This is a genomic window from Actomonas aquatica, from assembly GCF_019679435.2.
GTDB lineage: Bacteria > Verrucomicrobiota > Verrucomicrobiia > Opitutales > Opitutaceae > Actomonas > Actomonas aquatica.
In genome coordinates this window covers 5661535-5677849 of sequence record NZ_CP139781.1, presented here as the reverse complement: position 1 = coordinate 5677849, position 16315 = coordinate 5661535, and the positions used below count along the sequence as shown (strand labels likewise).

Sequence of the window (16315 nt, the reverse complement as noted above, 5' to 3'; positions counted from 1 at the left end):
CCCACGCTGTCGGGCATAAAGCCCGACCCACATGGTCGAGTTGCTCGCCCGCTCCCTTGTGGGTCGGGCTTTACGCCCGACTCCGACATCTGTTCGCCGCCTTCACCTTCCCTCTCGCCGCGCTCGCCGAGAACCCGCCGACCTTCGTCGCCGATGTTGCACCCATTCTTGCGGCCAACTGCGTCGAGTGTCACCGCGCCGACGGCATCGGTCCGTTCCCGCTCGTCACCTACCGCGAGGCGCGCCGCCGTGCGCGTCAGATCGCCGAGGTCACCGCCTCCGGCTACATGCCGCCGTGGAAACCCGATCCCAACCACGGCCCCGCCCTCCAAGGCGAACGCCGCCTCTCCCCTGCCGCCATCGCCACGCTCCAAGCCTGGCACGAAGCCGGTGCGCCGTCCGGCGACCTCGATGCCTTTACGCCCCCGCCGCTGCCCACCGGCGACTGGACCCTCGGCGAACCCGACCTCGAGGTCACCTTCGACGACCCCTTTGTTGTGCCCGCCGAAGGCACCGACATTTTTCGCAACTTCGTCATTCGCCTGCCGCTCGACGAACGCCGCTACATCCGCGCCGTTGAGTTCCTGCCCGAGTCCGCGCTGGTCGTGCACCACGCCATCATCGCCTTCGATTCGACCGACGAAAGTCGCATGCTCGACGCCGCCGATCCTGGTCCCGGTTTTGCCTCCATGGACACCGGCGGCGGCGTTCACCCTAACGGTCACATCATTGGCTGGACGCCCGGCCAACATCCCTACGAGGTCCATCCCGGCACCGCCTTTGCCGTCGAGCCCGGCACCGACCTCGTCCTGCAACTGCACCTGCTCCCCTCCGGTCGCCCAGAGCCACTGGCCCCGCGCATCGGACTTCACTTCGCCACAGAGCCGCCGACCCACACCGGCTTCAGTCTGCTCCTGCGCGAAGACGATATCTATCTGCCCGCCGGCTCACGCGGCATCGTGGTGGCCGAATCGATCATCCTCCCGGCCGACGCCGCCGTGCTGGGCATGTATCCACACGCCCACTACCTCGGCCAGGACATGCGCATCACCGCCACGCTGCCCGACGGTGAGCAGCGCTGGCTGCTGCACATCCCCGATTGGGATTTTAACTGGCAGAGCGACTACCGCTACGAGGAACCGCTGCCCCTGCCCGCCGGCACGCGCATCGACATGCGCTACACCTACGACAACAGCGCCGCCAATCCCCGGAACCCGCACCACCCTCCCATCGACGTGCACGCCGGCAACAGTTCCTTCGACGAGATGGGCTCCATCGCGATTCAGTTCCTGCTCGATAGCGCTACCGACCTGCCCAAGTTCCACGAAACCCAGTCGCGCTACCAAATCGCTTCCGGCGACACCTCCCCCGACGCCCTCTTCAACCTCGCCGTCGCCATCGATCAACAGGGCCGCGTCGCCGACGCCATCGCCGCTTACCAGAACGTCCTCGCCGTCGCGCCCGAGCATCCCTTCGCGCTCAACAACCTGGCCAGCCTGCGCGAACGCCGCGGCGAGCTCGACGCCGCCCGCGCGCTCTACGCCCAAGTCCGTGAGATCGATCCCACGCTGCTTGAACCGCACCTGAACCTCGCCCGCCTACAGGTCCGGTCCGACGATCCCGCCGCCGCGATCGCGACACTTTCCGCCGCCCTCGAGCACCTGCCCGCCGCCCTCGATCCGCGCGTGCAACTCGCCTCGCTGCAGTTGCAGCAACGCCAGGCCCGCCGCGCCGTCGATACCCTCGAAGCCGGCCTCGCTTGGCATGGCACCGATCCGCGCTACCGCTTCCAGCTCGGCCAAACCCTGCTCGCCGTCGGCCGCACGCGCAGCGCAGAGGAACAGTTCACCGCGACCCTCGCCGCGCCGATCCAGGTCGACGGCCAGATCGATGGACCCAACACCGTCCGCCTCCACGTCGAGGCCCACCTCAGCCTGGCCCAACTGGCGCAACGCCGCGGCGACACGACCGCCGCCCACGCCCAACGCGCCGTCGCCGCCAAGCTCCTGCGCGCACGCGCCCAGCAGCTGCGCCAAGCCGGTCAGGTGACCGAAGCAGAGCAATTGGAGTCACGCGCGGAGAATCTCTAGGCCCAACACCGTCCATTTGAGCCAGGTTTCGATCAGGGAAAGCCCTCGATTATAAAGATAGCGCATCTCACGGAAATCGCGCGGCACCTTTTGTGCATCCCTTGCGCACGATACACCAGATGGCCTCTCCCGTTATCGAAACCTACTGCGCCCACTTCGGCATCGAGTCCGCCGCGTTCACCCACCACTTGCTCGCGCGCACGCTCCACGGCCCGGCCCGCTGGTTGCGGCCGCTGCTGCAGCGTTTCTCCCCCGAGCACTTCACGCCCGATCTTCTGTTTCTCGATTGCGTGGGACGCGTGCGTTCACGGCAGCAACTCAAAGTCGAGACGAGCGACTTCCGCCGCGACTCCGCCAACCGCCACTTCAGTCGCCGCGTCCTGCAGCTGCGCGTTTCCGTGCAGGCGGTGCACGACATCGTGATCCCCTTGCTTGAGCCCACCGAGGCCCACACCGACCGCGTCCCCACCCTCGCCTGATTTCCGCTGGCTCCGGCCTTGTTGTCACACGCCTACAATAAAAGCCTTGCTTGTTGTAGATGCGTGACACTAAGCCTCCGCCATCATGGAAAAAGTTCGCAAAGAGCTCCTGCAAGGCACGCTCGACCTGCTCATTCTCAAGGCCCTCTCCACCGGCCAGCTGCACGGCTGGGACATCTCCAAACGCATCGCCGTCGTCTCCAAGGATCGCCTTTCGCTGAAACAGGGTTCGCTCTATCCTGCGCTGCACCGCCTCGAGGGGCGCGGTTGGGTGGAAGCTGAGTGGGGCGTGTCTGAGGCCGGCCGCAGCGCGAAGTTTTACCGCCTCACCACCGCCGGCCGCAGTCAGTTGGAAGAGGAGATCAGCCACTGGGAATCCTTCGCCCAAGCCATGACCAGCGTGCTCAACATGGAGGCCGCGTCGTGACCACCACTGAACGTTTTCGCTGGGTGCGCACCAAGCTCCGCCGCCTCTTCCGCCGGGGCCAGCAAGAGGCGGCCATGGATGCCGAGATGCAGTTCCATTTTGATCAACTGGTCGCCGAGTTTCGCGCTTCGGGCCTGAGCGAAGCCGCCGCCCATCGCGCAGCCCTCCGCGAGTTTGGCACCACGGATGCCTACCGCGAAGAGATGCGCGACACTTGGCGTTGGCCGGCCCTCGCCGACCTGTGGCGCGACCTGCGCTTCGCCGCCCGCTCTCTCCTGCGCACGCCCGGGTTTGCGTTGCTCGCCATCCTCACCCTCGGCCTCGGTGTCGGCGTCAACACCGCCATGTTCAGCGTGGTCAACGGCGTCGCGCTCAAGCCGCTGCCCTATCGTGACGCCGATCAGGTCGACCGCATCTACCGTCGCACCAGCGCCGAACCCACCGGCGCGCTGTCGGTGCCCGACTACCGTGAGTTCCGCGCCGCGGCCTCGTCGATCTACTCCGAGATCGCCGGCTTCAGCTTCGGCGACGTGAGCCTCGCCGATGAAGGCCAGCCCGCCCAGTTCGCCTCCGGCATGCGTGTGTCGGCGGAGTTCTTCCAACTACTGGGTCTGCCACCCGTGCAGGGACGTGCGTTTCAGCTCGATGAAACCCAGCGCGGCAACGATGCCGTGGTCATCCTCAGCAATCGCCTCTGGCAAAACAATTTTGGCAGTCGCCCCGACATCCTCGGTCAGCAGATCCGCATCGATGGCCGTGCCCACACGGTCGTCGGCGTCATGCCCGCGACCTTCAACGAATGGCGGCACTGGGGCTGGGTGGACCTCTTTCGCCCCCTCGCCTTCTCCACCGCCGCTGAGTCCGCGCGCGAGCAACCGACCGTCGGCGTGATCGCCCGCCGCGCTCCCGACATCGATGCCGCCACCGCCAATGCGTTTGTGAGCAATTTCGGCGAGCGACTCGCCCGCGATTACCCCGAACTCCACGCCGAGAGCGCCTTCTACACCCGGACGCTACCGGACACCGTCACGGGCTTCGATACGAAGATCACGCTAAGCATGTTGCTCGGCCTGTCCGGCTTCGTGGTGCTGATCGCCTGCTCCAACCTCGCCAACTTCCTCCTCGCCCGGACCATGGCCCGCTCTCGCGAGCACGCCGTGCGCGCCGCCCTCGGCGCTTCCCGTGCCCAATTGCTGCGCCCGCTGCTGGCCGAGTCCCTGTTGCTCGCTCTCGCCGGCTCGGCGCTCGCCGTGGTGTGCGCCATCGGAGCCAGCGACTGGCTGCGGGTGCGCAGCACCGGCGACAATGGCGAGCAGGTGATCTTTGCCCTCGATTGGAGCGTGCTCGGCTGGGCCCTGCTCTGCTCGCTGCTCACCGCCATCGCGTTTGGCCTCGCGCCGTCCCTCTTCACCCTGCGTCTCGACCTCAACAACGCCCTCAAGAGCGGCGGACGCGGCACCACCGGCAGCCGCCGCCAAAACCGCCTGCGCCACCTGCTCATCGTCGGTCAATTCGCCCTCGCCATGGTGCTGCTCACCGGGTCGGCCGTCTTCGTCTCCGCCCTCTCCGACCTCAACGAACGCCGCGAGGGCTGGGACTCCGAGCGCCTCGTCACCGGCACCTTTCTACTGCCCGAAGCCCGCTACGACACGCCGGATGCCATCACCGCTTTTCAGGACCGCGCGCTGGAACGCCTGCGTGCCCTGCCCGGTGTTAACCAAGCCGCCTTTTCCACCCATCCGCCCTTCTTCAGCTGGTCCGAGACGCGCCGCTTCATTGTCGACCGACAGGAACGCCCGGCCCCCGGCCGCGAACCCGCCGCGGTGGTCAACGTGACCACCCCCGACTACCTCGCCACGGTGCAGACGCCGTTGCTCAGCGGACGTGATTTCGCCCTCACCGACCGCGCCGATTCGACGCCGGTCATGCTCATCAACGCCGACCTCGCCCAAGTCCTCTTTGGCAACGCCGATCCCCTCGGCCAACGCCTCGCCTTCGTCGCCGACGGTTCACCGCAATGGATCGAGGTCGTGGGCGTGGTGGGCAACGTGCGCAACTCCGAGGCCGAAGCCGCCAGCATTCCGCACCAGGTTTACCTGCCCATGGCCCAACGCCCCGCCGCTTACCACGAGATCGCCGTGCGCACCGCCAGCGGCAACCCCGACGCCATGGTGCCGGCCATCCGCAGCATCTTCACGGAACTCGATCCCGACCTGCCCATTCGCGATCTCAAGAGCGCCGACCAACGCATCGCCCGCTTCAACTATCAGGTCGGCGTGCTGCGCGACATGCTCACTGCCTTCGCCACTCTCGGCACCGCGCTCGCCGCCATCGGCATCTTCGGCGTCATCACCCGCACCATGGCGCAGCGCCGCCATGAGTTTGGCGTGCGCCTCGCGCTCGGTGCGCAGGTGAGCGACATCACCCGACTGGTCCTCGGCTCCGGCGTGCGCCTCGCGCTCACCGGCGCCATCATCGGACTCGTGGGCGGCGTCGGCCTGTCAAAGCTTCTGGCTATCGGCTTCCCCAACATGGATCTCGCCCGCCCCGCCGTCATGGCCTTCACCGCGCTCGGCCTCATCGGCATCGCGCTGCTCGCCTGCTACCTGCCGGCCCGCCGCGCCTCCCGCATCGACCCCGTGGAATCGCTCCGCGCGGAGTGATTCAGAACTCCAGCGCGTAGGACACCCCGCCGAAGAACAGGTCGCGATTCGTATCGGCGCGCACGCCGTCGAGTCCCCAGGACCCGGCCACAAAACCGGCCAGTTGCGAATGGGTCGTTAGCGGCAGCACCACCTCCACACCCAATTCCACGTGGTCGCTGCCGGAAAAATCCTCCAGCGCGTATCCATCATCCCACGACACGGCACCAAACAGCGCCACCTCAAAGGTGTCGGGCGTCGGCACCGTCCAGCTCACGCCGGCGATCCAATACAAGCCGTCGGCCTCGAAGGAATAAACGCTTTCGAGGCAGACGTTCCAGGACTCGCTCGAAAACATGTCGACCGCCAGCCACAGCTCGTCGTCCTCGCAGGCCTCGCCGTCAAAATCTTCCCAGATGTGCGTGTAGCCCGCCGCCCACGCCATGCCGGCCCACTCCGCCTCCACCGCCGCACCTGCCGTCCATTCCACCCCATCGTTGTCGAACGCGGTGACATTGCCCACTTCCAGGCAAACAGACTGCCAGGCGACTACCGCACAGGATTCGATGACCGGCGAACCGTCGAAGTTTTCCCGCCCTTCGCTCACATAGGCGCTGAGCACGCCAGTTTGAAATTCGGAGCTCACCGCGCCGTCCTCGTCGTCCTGAGCACGGACCACGGCACCACTCGCCAAAGCACCCACCAACAACAACCGACGGAGGAAAGACGGGGAAAACATGGGCGCAGAGTAATGAGTGGTTAACAGTATTAGCCCTGCCTAATTCCAGCAATTTCCGGGCATCTGCAACTGTTTTTCGGCTCAGTCCTGCTCCCGCTGAAATGATAATGCGCGGCCTCGCGGCGCCCCATTGACGCGGCAGTTTTCCCACCCTTCTGCGTTCCCTGCCCGCTTGGGCGCGGCGGTTTAAACCTCGGGCACCGACGGCTCGGCGACGTCGCCGATGTGTTTATCGATCCAGCGGCGGATGCGCATGAGGCCGTCGCTGCGGTCTTTGATCTCGGGCTTCATGGTATCGAGCAGGTTGATCACCGTGGCCGCGTAGTCGTGACCGGTGGCGCTCATGAGCTTGGGCAGCTCAAAGGGGTTCATCTCGCCTTTGCGAATCATGGAGCGGGCTTCGATCTCGAGCTCATTGGTTGAACCGCCGGTCGCGCCGGGATCGCCCTTGCCCTTGGTGAAACCGCGGCCACCGCCCGCGCCGCCACCGGAGGGCGCATTCTTGAGGGCGGGACCGTCGGCGAGCTCTTCGTCGCGTTCGCCGGCCTTGCCTTCGCTGGAGGACTTTTCGCGTTTGCCGCGAGGCTGCCGATCGATGCCCACGTTGTATTCCTTACCGTCGCGACCAGTGACGCGCTCGGCCTTGGCGATCTGGCCGCTGGAGGTGAGCTCCTTGCGGACCTTGCGCAGAAACTCGTCGGACACGCGGCAGATCTCGGCGAGGTAGGCGTTGGAGAGGTCGGGCCACTCCTTCAGCGCGATCTCGGCCACGTTGCGCTTGTCGGCATTGGTGCGGTAGAGACCGTTGGTAGCATTGGCGCCGAGCGCGTGCTTGAGCGCATCGGTGCGGCTGCCCGGCTGGACCTCGGCATCGATGTGAGTGCCGCCGTTGCGCTTGGTGGCGAGGTAGCGGTGGAAGCCGTCGGCCAGCCAGTAGTGGGAGCCGTCGTAATAAACCGTGATGGGCGGAAATTCCGCGCCGCGCCCCATCTCCTCGGCGTAGCTCTCGATGGCATCGTCATTGGTGGCCACGCGGGTCTGCGTGCCGCCGTAGATGTCGATGAGATTGAGGGCAAGGTTCTGGCGTTGGGTTTCGATCGGCATGGCGAAAAAGGGGGCCGTTTCTGCGCCCCGCGCCGCCCGGTCGCAAGGGCAAAGGGAAGTCGCTTCAGCTTCCCCGCCGGCGTCGGACGCGGCTCCCTCAGTCAACCGCTTCGCCCCATCGTTGATACTCCAACAGCCCCTCCAGCACATTGGCCGCCGCCCAGGCGTTGTAGCTCCACCACAGACTCGAGGGTGCCCCGGAGTCGGCAAAGCGCTCGATGACCAATCCATCGCTGGGGCAATACCGCTCGGTCAGCAGACCATAGGCTCCGTAGCCAGAAACCTCCGGGTAGAGCTCCAGCGTGTGCAGGGCCCACGCCACGCCCTCCTCGGCCCGTTGTCGATAGTAGGGATCACCCGTCTGTTCGGCCAGATAGAGCAAAGGTTCGGTGATCACCAAACCCATAGGGTGGATGTGCGGATTGGACACCGAGGTCACCGAGCCACCACAGGAGTTCCACTTCGAGTCCTTCAACGGCGCATACTCCGGCCGCGCCCGGTAGGCATAACGCCAGAGAAACTCGTATTCCGCTCCGGCTTGCAATTGGGCCAACCACTCCGCTTCGCCCGTGGCGGCATGTAAGTTCCGCGCCGCCTGCACAAAGCCCAGGATGCCTTCCTGATCCACACTCTTGTAGGTATCCATCGGACACCCGTAGCAGTTGAGCTCCGCCACAAAGCGTCCGTAGTAGCGCAGTGCGCGCCGCGCAGATTCCAGATAGCGCGTCTCCCCCGTGAGCTCATAGGCCAAGGGCAGCGCCGCCGCGAACCAACAGCCGGCAAAGCCGTCCCAGTCAACCACCTCCCGCTGCTCGGCGCTGAAGAGATAACCAAAGGCCCCATCGTCCCGCTGCAGCGTCATCACCGTCTCGAGCACCCGCCCCGCGGCTTCCACCCAATCCGCTCGCTCCGCCCCCTGCTCCTTGGCCCAACGCGCGCACTTAAGAAGGTAGTAGGCCGCATGTCCGTTGGTGTAGGCAGTGTGGCGGTTCAGGGTATGGGGCATGAAACCCGACCACCAGCCGTTGATGCCGCCCTCGACAATCTTGCCCCCCTGACCGGGCACCCCCACCAGGCTGGGCCCCGCCACATCATCAAACAGCCCACCCTTTTCATCCCACCCGGCGATGATCTCATCAAGGATCCGTGCGCCGGTTTTCGGAAACACCAGGTCCCCCATGCGCTGCGCCGCCACCATCAGAGGATAAGCGAAAACGCCACCACCCGACCAACCGATCTCCGAAACCGGTCGCCAGGCCTTCAGCTCTGTATCCACCGGAACCCTACAAGCCAGGTTGCTGTAGTTGCCGAACTCCTCGCTCCAGTTCGTATCGATGAATCGCTCCGCCAGCGCCCGCGTCGCTGCGGCGGCCGTGCGCCGCGGCGTCGCCGGTTCGCGTAGCCTCCCGTGCAGATCGCGCACAATCCGATGGGCTGCCGACCGCTCGGCCTTGGGCAGCAAATACAGCGACCCCGTCGCTTGGAGCTGTCGGCTCCGATGAGCGGTGGGCGCGCTGAACAACGTTTTATTCTCATACGTCAGCGGATCGTTGCCGTAGCCGAGGCTCACCCCGCCCTGTTGCGGCAACGCACTGAACAGCCCGTTGCGCACAAAGCCCTCCGGCGCCGTCGCATCCTCGGAGTAGGGATCGATCGACAGGCCCACCACACCGGCCTCCGTGCAAAGGAGGGATACCGGACAGGCCGCGCGATCGGCGCGAAACTCCCACAACGGCGCCGCCGCCTGATCTCCGTCCACCACCTCATGCAGGGTGGGAAACTCGTTCCGTCGCACCAGATCGTGGTTGTTGTCACCAAAGAGGCAGGCCGGGATGAGATGAAACGCGCCGGTGCCTTTACGCAGGTCGAAGCCCAGGCGCAGGCGCACCGGACGCTCGCTGGAAAAGGTGCAGGTGTAATCCCAACGCTCGGCCGAGTGCTGGCTCCAGCTGAGGCGCCCCATCAGCCCCGGCGCCGCGATCCGAAACGTCACCTCCTCCTCCGGTTCCAAGGTCACGGGCCGCCAGTCGCCCTCCGTCGCACTCGCACTCAGACCCAGGGCCAGATGCCCTCCGCCAAACGCGACCTCCAGGCCGGACTCCTTTGCAATGAATGTGGGCATTCCCCTTGTCCAACAAGTCACTCCCGTCGGATCAACCTCTCATTCGTCCCCTGAATCATTTCCCGATCCGCCCTCGATGTATATGAAATTTCAATACACGTGGATTCCCGATTTCCTCCCCCTTTTAGCGCCGGTCACAGCCCAGAAATCACCGGCTGATACCAGCCCCAGGTGCCGATTCCTGGGGTGTTCGTTGTGCAGCGAAGCGACTGCCGCATCACGGCGCCGCGTTTCACCTTGATCACCGTGCACCGGCTCGCTCTCGGCGGCCGGCCAATCCTCATCCGCTGCCCCCGACTCCGGCTGCAAGCAGTAACTGCGCCCCCCCCCATCACCAGAGCGTCGCATGGGAAATGGCGTGTCCCGCCGCCACATCGTCACCCGCCGCTGGTTCCTTAAGGCCATGGTTAGGCGTCCTAATTCAAGACCCGGACGCGCGTCATTCGCTCAAGTTTTGGTCCCCCGCGCCCGTTTGGGATCACACCGGCCCTTCCTTATCGCCATGCCTTTGCTGAAATCACTCACCATTTCCCAGCTCCTCACCCGCTGTTCGGTTTTAACCGTGGTTTCTCTCGCCTCGATCCTCGGGGTCAGTTTCTGGGGGCTCGATCACGTCGTGACGGATGCCGAAGAGGTCATCGTTGGCAACGAGGTGCAATCCCTGGTCGCTCATCGCGAGATCGACCACTTGGAGTGGGTGCAGCGACTGGCCGACGTCTTTACCAACGAAGCCGCCACCGCGGTGAAGGTGCAGACCGACCCACACAAGTGTGCATTCGGCCAGTGGTTCTACGGCCCGGACCGCGGGGAGCTCGTGCAACAGGCCCCCGGGCTGGCTCCGCTGTTGGACGACATCGAACCCGTCCACAATCAACTCCACGCCACCGCCGAAGGCATCGCCGAGCACTACCGCCGTCCCCACCCCGGCCTGTTGCTTCAGCTCAAACAACTGCAGGTCGCTCATCTGCAATGGGTCCAGCAACTCAACCAATCCTTCGCGGTCCGCGTCGCCTCCAGCGATGCCACCGATGCCGATGCCGTGGCTGCGGCCGACGTCGCCGCGCGCTTGGAGAAAGACCCCACCCGCTGCGCCCTCGGTCACTACGTGGCCGATCCGGCCACTGTCGCGCTGCGCCAGTCTTTCCCCGAACTCGATCGGGCGCTCCGCCAACTCGAGGCCCCGCACCGCGCACTCCATCAGTCCGCCGCCAGCATCGAGTCCGCCCTGCGCGGTAACGCGCTCTCTCAAGCGTTAGAGATTTACGAGACCACCACCCTGCCGTCCCTCGCGCTCGTCAGCGAAGAACTCGATCGCGCCATCGCGGCCGAAAACCGCGCAGTCGCGGGCTTCGATGCCGCGCGGGCGCTGTTCAACGCCGAAACCCTGCCGGCCCTCGCCGCCATGCGGGAGAAACTCAACGCCCTCTCCACCGCCAGCCAACGTCTCATCCTCACGGATACCGCCATGCTGCAGGCAGCCACCGCCACGCGATTCACGCTGGTCGCCGTCGGCGCCGCGGTCGGCGCCGTGATCGTCATCCTGCTCGTCTTCACCAGCCACCACATCACCCGCTTGCTCCGCCGGATCGCCCATCGGCTCCAGGCCTCCTCCAACGAGGTCGCCACCGCCGCCGGTCAGGTCGCCTCCGGCAGCGAAACCCTCGCCGAGGGCTCCAGCGAACAAGCCGCCTCCCTCGAGGAAACCACCGCCACCCTCGAAGAACTCTCCGCCCAAACCCGGAGCAACGTCGATGGTGCCCGTGAAGCCCGCGATCTCGCTCGCCGCTCCAGCGCCGTGGTGGAAACCGCCGGTCGCAAAATGACCACCCTCGCCACCACCATGCGCGAGGTCGCCGACACCAGCGAAGCCATGTCGAAGATCATCAAGTCCATCGACGAGATCGCCTTCCAAACCAACTTGCTGGCCCTCAATGCCGCCGTCGAAGCCGCCCGCGCTGGCGAAGCCGGAGCCGGTTTTGCCGTGGTCGCCGACGAGGTGCGCAACCTCGCGATGCGCGCCACCCAAGCCGCCGTGGATACCACCGCCCTCATCGAAGGCGCCAAAACCAAGGTGCACGCGGGCACCACCCTCACCACCGAATGCCGCGAAGGCTTCGATGAGATCGGCCAAGTGGTCCTCGAAATCACCACGCACGTGGATCGGATTTTTGAAGCCTCCGAGCAACAGGACATCGGCATCCAACAAATCCGCGACGCCGCCGTGCAGATGGATCATGTCACCCAATCCAGCGCGTCCAATGCCGAGGAGTCGGCCGCCGCGGCCCAGGAACTCAGCATGCAATCGCAGCAACTCCACACCCAGACCGTCGAGCTGCTCGCCCTGGTCGACCGAGCCCGGGACGGCGCCGCGACGACGACGTTTGCCGCCCCCGCCGGCCCCTCCCGCCCGACAGCCGCCCGACCCGCGCTCGCGGCCGCCGGTCATTCCTGAGGCGGCGATCCCGGCGAGCCTGGCGCGCCCGCCCGACGTCAGGCGTCGGCTGCGGCTTTGCGCGCCTGCAGGTCGGTCTCGATCTGCTTCAGCTGTGCATCGCTGATGGTGTATTTGAGCAACAGGATACCGGCTCCGGCGGCCAGCAGACCGGGCGCCCAGGTGAAGAGCAGCTTGAGGCCGTGCACGACCTCGGGATTGGTGGCGGTCTCCTTCGTGTAACCGATCAGCCACAGCACCAGCGCGTTGAACTGCGCGCCGATCCACAGGCCGCCTTTGATGGCGAAGAGAATGGTCGCGATGATGAGACCGGTGGCGCGGCGGTTGTTTTTCCACTCCGAGTAGTCGGCCACATCGGCATACATCGCGAAGACGATCACCGGACCCGGTCCGGCGCAGAACATGCCGAGCAGATGGAAAACCATCGTGAGCGAAAAGTTGTCGGCCGGCACAAAATAGATCGCCGCGTAGGACGCGCCCTGCAGCACCATGAACCAGATGTAGAGGGTGCGTTTATCGAAGCGTTTGGTGAGATACTTGGTGGGCAAGACGCCGAGCATCGTCGCCAGCTGACCGAGCGACATGAACAACACCGTGCGGGTGACCTCGAGTTCGAAGAAGCCGAAGTTGACCGTGAACAACAGGGTGCTTCCGCCCTCGATGCAGTAGCTCAGGAAGTAGATCATCGCGCCGTTGCGCACCGCCACGTTGCCGAGGTTGAGCACGGCGGAAATGAAGAGGATGAACCACGGGCGATTGCCCATCAGGTCGTTCCAGTCATCGCGAAAACGCGACTTCTGCGCCACCACCGGCTTCACCCGCTCCTTGGTGGTGAAGAAGGTCATGAAGAACAGCAAGGTGGCCAGCACGCCGAAGACAATCATCGCCGTCGGGTATCCACTCACTGGATCGTAACCGATCTCTTCGTTGTAGGTGGGTGAGTCGGGTTTGTCGCCGAAAAGCGTCACCAGCGGCACCATGAAGGTGTTGATCAACCAGCCCCCGGCGAAGGCCAGGAAGAAGCGATACTGCGACACCGCCGTGCGCTCCTGAATGTTGGGCGTCATGACCCCCATGAGCGCGCAATACGGGATGTTGATGCCCGTGTAGATCATGGTCGCGAGGATGTAGGTGAACCCGCAGTAGAAGATCTTCGCCGTGTCCGACAGATCCGGCACCGTGAAGAGCAGGTAGGCCGAGATGCCGTAGGGAATCGCCAGCAGGAAAATGTAGGGTCGGTAAGCGCCCCAGCGCGTGCGCGTGCGGTCGGCGATGGCACCCATCATCGGGTCGTTCACCATGTCCCAAATCTTCGCCACCGCGAAGATCCAGAAGATCGCGCCCGCTCCCAAACCGACCACGTCGGTGTAGAAGAAGAGCAGGAACATGTTGAAGGTTTGGAAGAGTAGATTCGACGCGAGGTCTCCGACGCCGAAGCCGGTCTTTTCCAACACCGACAGTTTTTCCGAAGTGGGGTCCGCCGCGGGATTCGCCGCAGCAGCAGAAGGGGTAGCAGCCATGGGGTGGGGTTTGAGTGGGGTTGCGAAAACGCAGGCTGCTCAAAAGCGAATCTGCGTCGCGGTGGCAACCACTCAACCTCCGCCGCCGTGCTTACTGTTTAGAGGCGGGTCGGAGAACGGCCTCCGGCGCAGGGCGGCGCCCTCGGGCCACGCTTTCGCCTTCGGCTCAAGCGCAGCTACTTATTTGGTCGGCCGGCAAAAAAGCTGAAACCCGGCGCCGGCCTGCCGGGTGTTGGCCATAACCGCGGTCCACTTCCCCCGCCCTCGCCCCTCGCCTTTGCCCTTCGTCCCGCTGCCCATGTCCACGCTCAAACACGCCCTTCGCGCTCTCTTCACTTCGCCGAGTTTCACGCTCATCGCCGTGCTCACCCTCGCCCTCGGCATCGGGGCCAACACCGCCATGTTCAGCCTGCTCAACACCCTGCTGTTGCGGCCGGTGCCACTCGAGCAACCCGACCAAATGGTGCGCCTCTACCGCGCCACGAACCAGAACCCCGAGGGTGGCTTTTCCCCCGCCGACTACCTCGACCTGCCCGCCGACCGATCTGGTTTCGGCGAACTCGCTGCTGCCGCCCAATGGGGCATGAGCGTGTCCGAGCCCGGCCAGCCCGCCGACATGGTCAATGGCACCCGCGTCTCGACCAACTTCTTCTCCCTCGCCCGGGTCGCACCGGCCCTCGGCCGCGATTTCCGTCCGGAGGAGGAAACCCACGGCAACCACCGCGTGCTCATCCTCACCCACGGCTATTGGCAGGACAAATTCGGCGGCGATCCAGCCATCATCGGTCGTAATCTGCGCGTCGATGGCGAACTCCACGAGGTTGTCGGCGTGTTGCCCGCGTCCTTCAACGATCGCCGTTTCTACGGTCGTTCCCGGCTCTTCCGCCCGCTCGGCCTCAACGCCGATGAACAGACCGATCGCAACAGCCAGTGGATCGCTCTCATCGGTCGCCGTGCCGCGGGTATCGCCGCCGCCCAAAGTGACGCCGTCATCACCCGTATCGGCGCGCAACAAGCCGCCGACCACCCCGCCGCCAATGAAGGCGCCTCGTGGCGCGTCGTGCCACTGGCCGATACCTTTATCAACGCCACGGGCCGCGGCATCGTCTCCATGCTCGTGGGTCTCTCCAGCTTCGTCCTGCTCATCGCCTGCTCCAACCTAGCCAACCTGCTGCTCGCCCGCACCATCGCCCGCGGTCGCGAGTTCGCCGTGCGCGGCGCCCTCGGAGCCTCCCGTCGCCAACTGCTGCGTCCGCTCATCGCCGAGTCACTCCTGCTCGCCCTCATCGGCGGCGCCGGCGCGCTGCTCGTCGCACGCTGGACCGGCGATTGGATAGCGTCCCTCGTGCACAACGCCGGCGACACGACCTTTGTCATGGCACTCGATTGGCGCGTGCTCGGGTTCGCCGCGCTCGCCTCGCTCGTCACCGCCCTCGCCTTCGGCCTCGCGCCCGCGCTCTTTGCGCTGCGCCTCAACATCAACGGCACCCTCAAAAGTGGTGCCCGCGGCAGCACCGGCGGCCGTGGTTCCCAACGCCTGCGCCAGCTCCTCATCGTCGGCCAATTCGCCCTCGCCCTCGTGTTGCTCGCCGGCGCCGGCATGTTCCTGCGCGGCACCGACAGCATGCTCGATCGCCGCTACGGTTGGGACGCGGACAACATGTTGAGCGGCACCATCCTGCTGCCCGCCGCCACCTATCCGGAGGCCGAGGAAATGGTGCCCTTCCAACGTGAGTTGCTCGAACGCGTGAGCGCCCTGCCCGGCGTCACCTCCGCCAGTCTGTCCTACTCGCTGCCGCCCTTCGGCCTCAACGGTCCCAACGCCTTTGTCGTCGAAGGTCGTGATACACCGCCACGCGGTCAGGAACCGAGCGCCCTGGTCAACGGGGTCTCCGGTGAGTATTTCGAAACCGTCGGCACCACGCTCCTCAGCGGTCGTTCTTTTAATACCACCGATACGCCCGACTCGCCCAAGGTCGTCGTGATCAACGAAGCCATGGCCCGCGCCTTCTTCGGCAACGAGAGCGCCCTCGGTCGCCGCATTGCCCGTGCCGGCACCGAGGAGGTGGAGTGGCTCGAAATCGTCGGCGTCGCCGCCAACACCGAATCCATTTTCCCCGAAGGCCCCGCCACGCCCTATCAGGTTTACCACCCGATGGCACAGGAGCCGTGGCACTACAGTTGGCTCGCGTTGCGCACCGGCGGCGTGGATCCCGTGACCCTGGTCGAGCCGCTGCGCCAGACCGTCAGCGGTCTCAACCCCGACCTGCCGATCACCAACCTCATGCCGACGCTCACGTTCATCGAGCGCGCCAGTGCCGACTTCAAACTGATCAACACCCTGCTCACCGCCTTCGCCCTGCTCGGCGTCGCGCTGGCCTCGCTCGGCATCTATGGGGTGATCGCGCGCACCGTCGCGCAACGCACCGGCGAGTTCGGCATCCGCATGGCACTCGGCGCGCAGGTCTCCACCATCGTGCGCCTGGTCCTTCGCACCGGGTTGCGCCTCGCCGGCATCGGCATGGTGCTCGGCCTGCTTGGCGCCTACGGTCTCTCACTCGCGCTCAGTGCCATGGTGCCAATCATGGAATTCGACGCGGGCTGGGTCATCGCCGGTGTAACCGCCGCGCTGCTGCTGATCGCCTTGATCGCCTGCTACCTGCCCGCGCGCAAAGCCGCCCGCATCAATCCGGTCGAAGCGCTGCGCGCGGAATAGCATTCCGTCGCCGTCAGGCCGCCG

General features: G+C 65.5%; 10 protein-coding genes. 6 read left to right on the top strand and 4 right to left on the bottom strand.

Annotated elements, in window-relative coordinates:
- The first annotated feature begins 56 nt into the window (after positions 1–56).
- The 4 genes from K1X11_RS21685 to K1X11_RS21670 all read left to right on the top strand — a co-directional run bounded on the left by K1X11_RS21685 (position 57) and on the right by K1X11_RS21670 (position 5659).
- A complete protein-coding gene (locus tag K1X11_RS21685) occupies positions 57–2090 on the top strand; it encodes a tetratricopeptide repeat protein (RefSeq protein WP_221030401.1) in 2034 nt (677 codons plus the stop codon).
- 119 nt (positions 2091–2209) lie between these two features.
- A complete protein-coding gene (locus tag K1X11_RS21680) occupies positions 2210–2569 on the top strand; it encodes a hypothetical protein (RefSeq protein ID WP_221030402.1) in 360 nt (119 codons plus the stop codon).
- Positions 2570–2654: 85 nt separating this feature from the next.
- On the top strand, positions 2655–2996 hold the full coding sequence (locus K1X11_RS21675; protein WP_221030403.1) for a PadR family transcriptional regulator: 342 nt from the start codon (positions 2655–2657) through the stop codon (positions 2994–2996).
- Positions 2993–5659: an ABC transporter permease gene (locus K1X11_RS21670; RefSeq protein ID WP_221030404.1), complete on the top strand. Its 2667-nt coding sequence runs from the start codon at positions 2993–2995 to the stop codon at positions 5657–5659. Before K1X11_RS21675 ends, K1X11_RS21670 begins: the two co-directional genes overlap by 4 nt.
- Before the next feature lies 1 nt (position 5660).
- Here K1X11_RS21670 and K1X11_RS21665 read toward each other — a convergent pair whose 3' ends face one another.
- The 3 genes from K1X11_RS21665 to K1X11_RS21655 all read right to left on the bottom strand — a co-directional run bounded on the left by K1X11_RS21665 (position 5661) and on the right by K1X11_RS21655 (position 9603).
- Positions 5661–6377, bottom strand: a complete 717-nt coding sequence (locus K1X11_RS21665; RefSeq protein WP_221030405.1) for a hypothetical protein — start codon at positions 6375–6377, stop codon at positions 5661–5663.
- A 186-nt stretch (positions 6378–6563) separates the two neighbouring features.
- The gene (locus K1X11_RS21660) at positions 6564–7481 is read right to left on the bottom strand and encodes a hypothetical protein (protein WP_221030406.1); all 918 of its coding nucleotides are present in this window, start codon (positions 7479–7481) and stop codon (positions 6564–6566) included.
- 97 nt (positions 7482–7578) lie between these two features.
- Positions 7579–9603 carry an AGE family epimerase/isomerase gene (locus K1X11_RS21655; protein WP_221030407.1) on the bottom strand — a complete coding sequence of 675 codons (2025 nt, stop codon included), beginning with the start codon at positions 9601–9603 and terminating at the stop codon, positions 7579–7581.
- A gap of 502 nt (positions 9604–10105) precedes the next feature.
- On the opposite strand from K1X11_RS21655, the gene K1X11_RS21650 reads away from it, so the two are divergent.
- A complete protein-coding gene (locus tag K1X11_RS21650) occupies positions 10106–12055 on the top strand; it encodes a methyl-accepting chemotaxis protein (RefSeq protein ID WP_221030408.1) in 1950 nt (649 codons plus the stop codon).
- Positions 12056–12093: 38 nt separating this feature from the next.
- On the opposite strand, the gene K1X11_RS21645 is transcribed toward K1X11_RS21650, so the two are convergent.
- Complete coding sequence (locus K1X11_RS21645) at positions 12094–13575, bottom strand: MFS transporter (RefSeq protein ID WP_221030409.1); 1482 nt, start codon at positions 13573–13575, stop codon at positions 12094–12096.
- 298 nt (positions 13576–13873) lie between these two features.
- Between K1X11_RS21645 and K1X11_RS21640 the strand changes: the two genes are divergently transcribed.
- Positions 13874–16291 carry an ABC transporter permease gene (locus K1X11_RS21640; RefSeq protein ID WP_221030410.1) on the top strand — a complete coding sequence of 806 codons (2418 nt, stop codon included), beginning with the start codon at positions 13874–13876 and terminating at the stop codon, positions 16289–16291.
- The last annotated feature ends 24 nt before the right edge of the window (positions 16292–16315 follow it).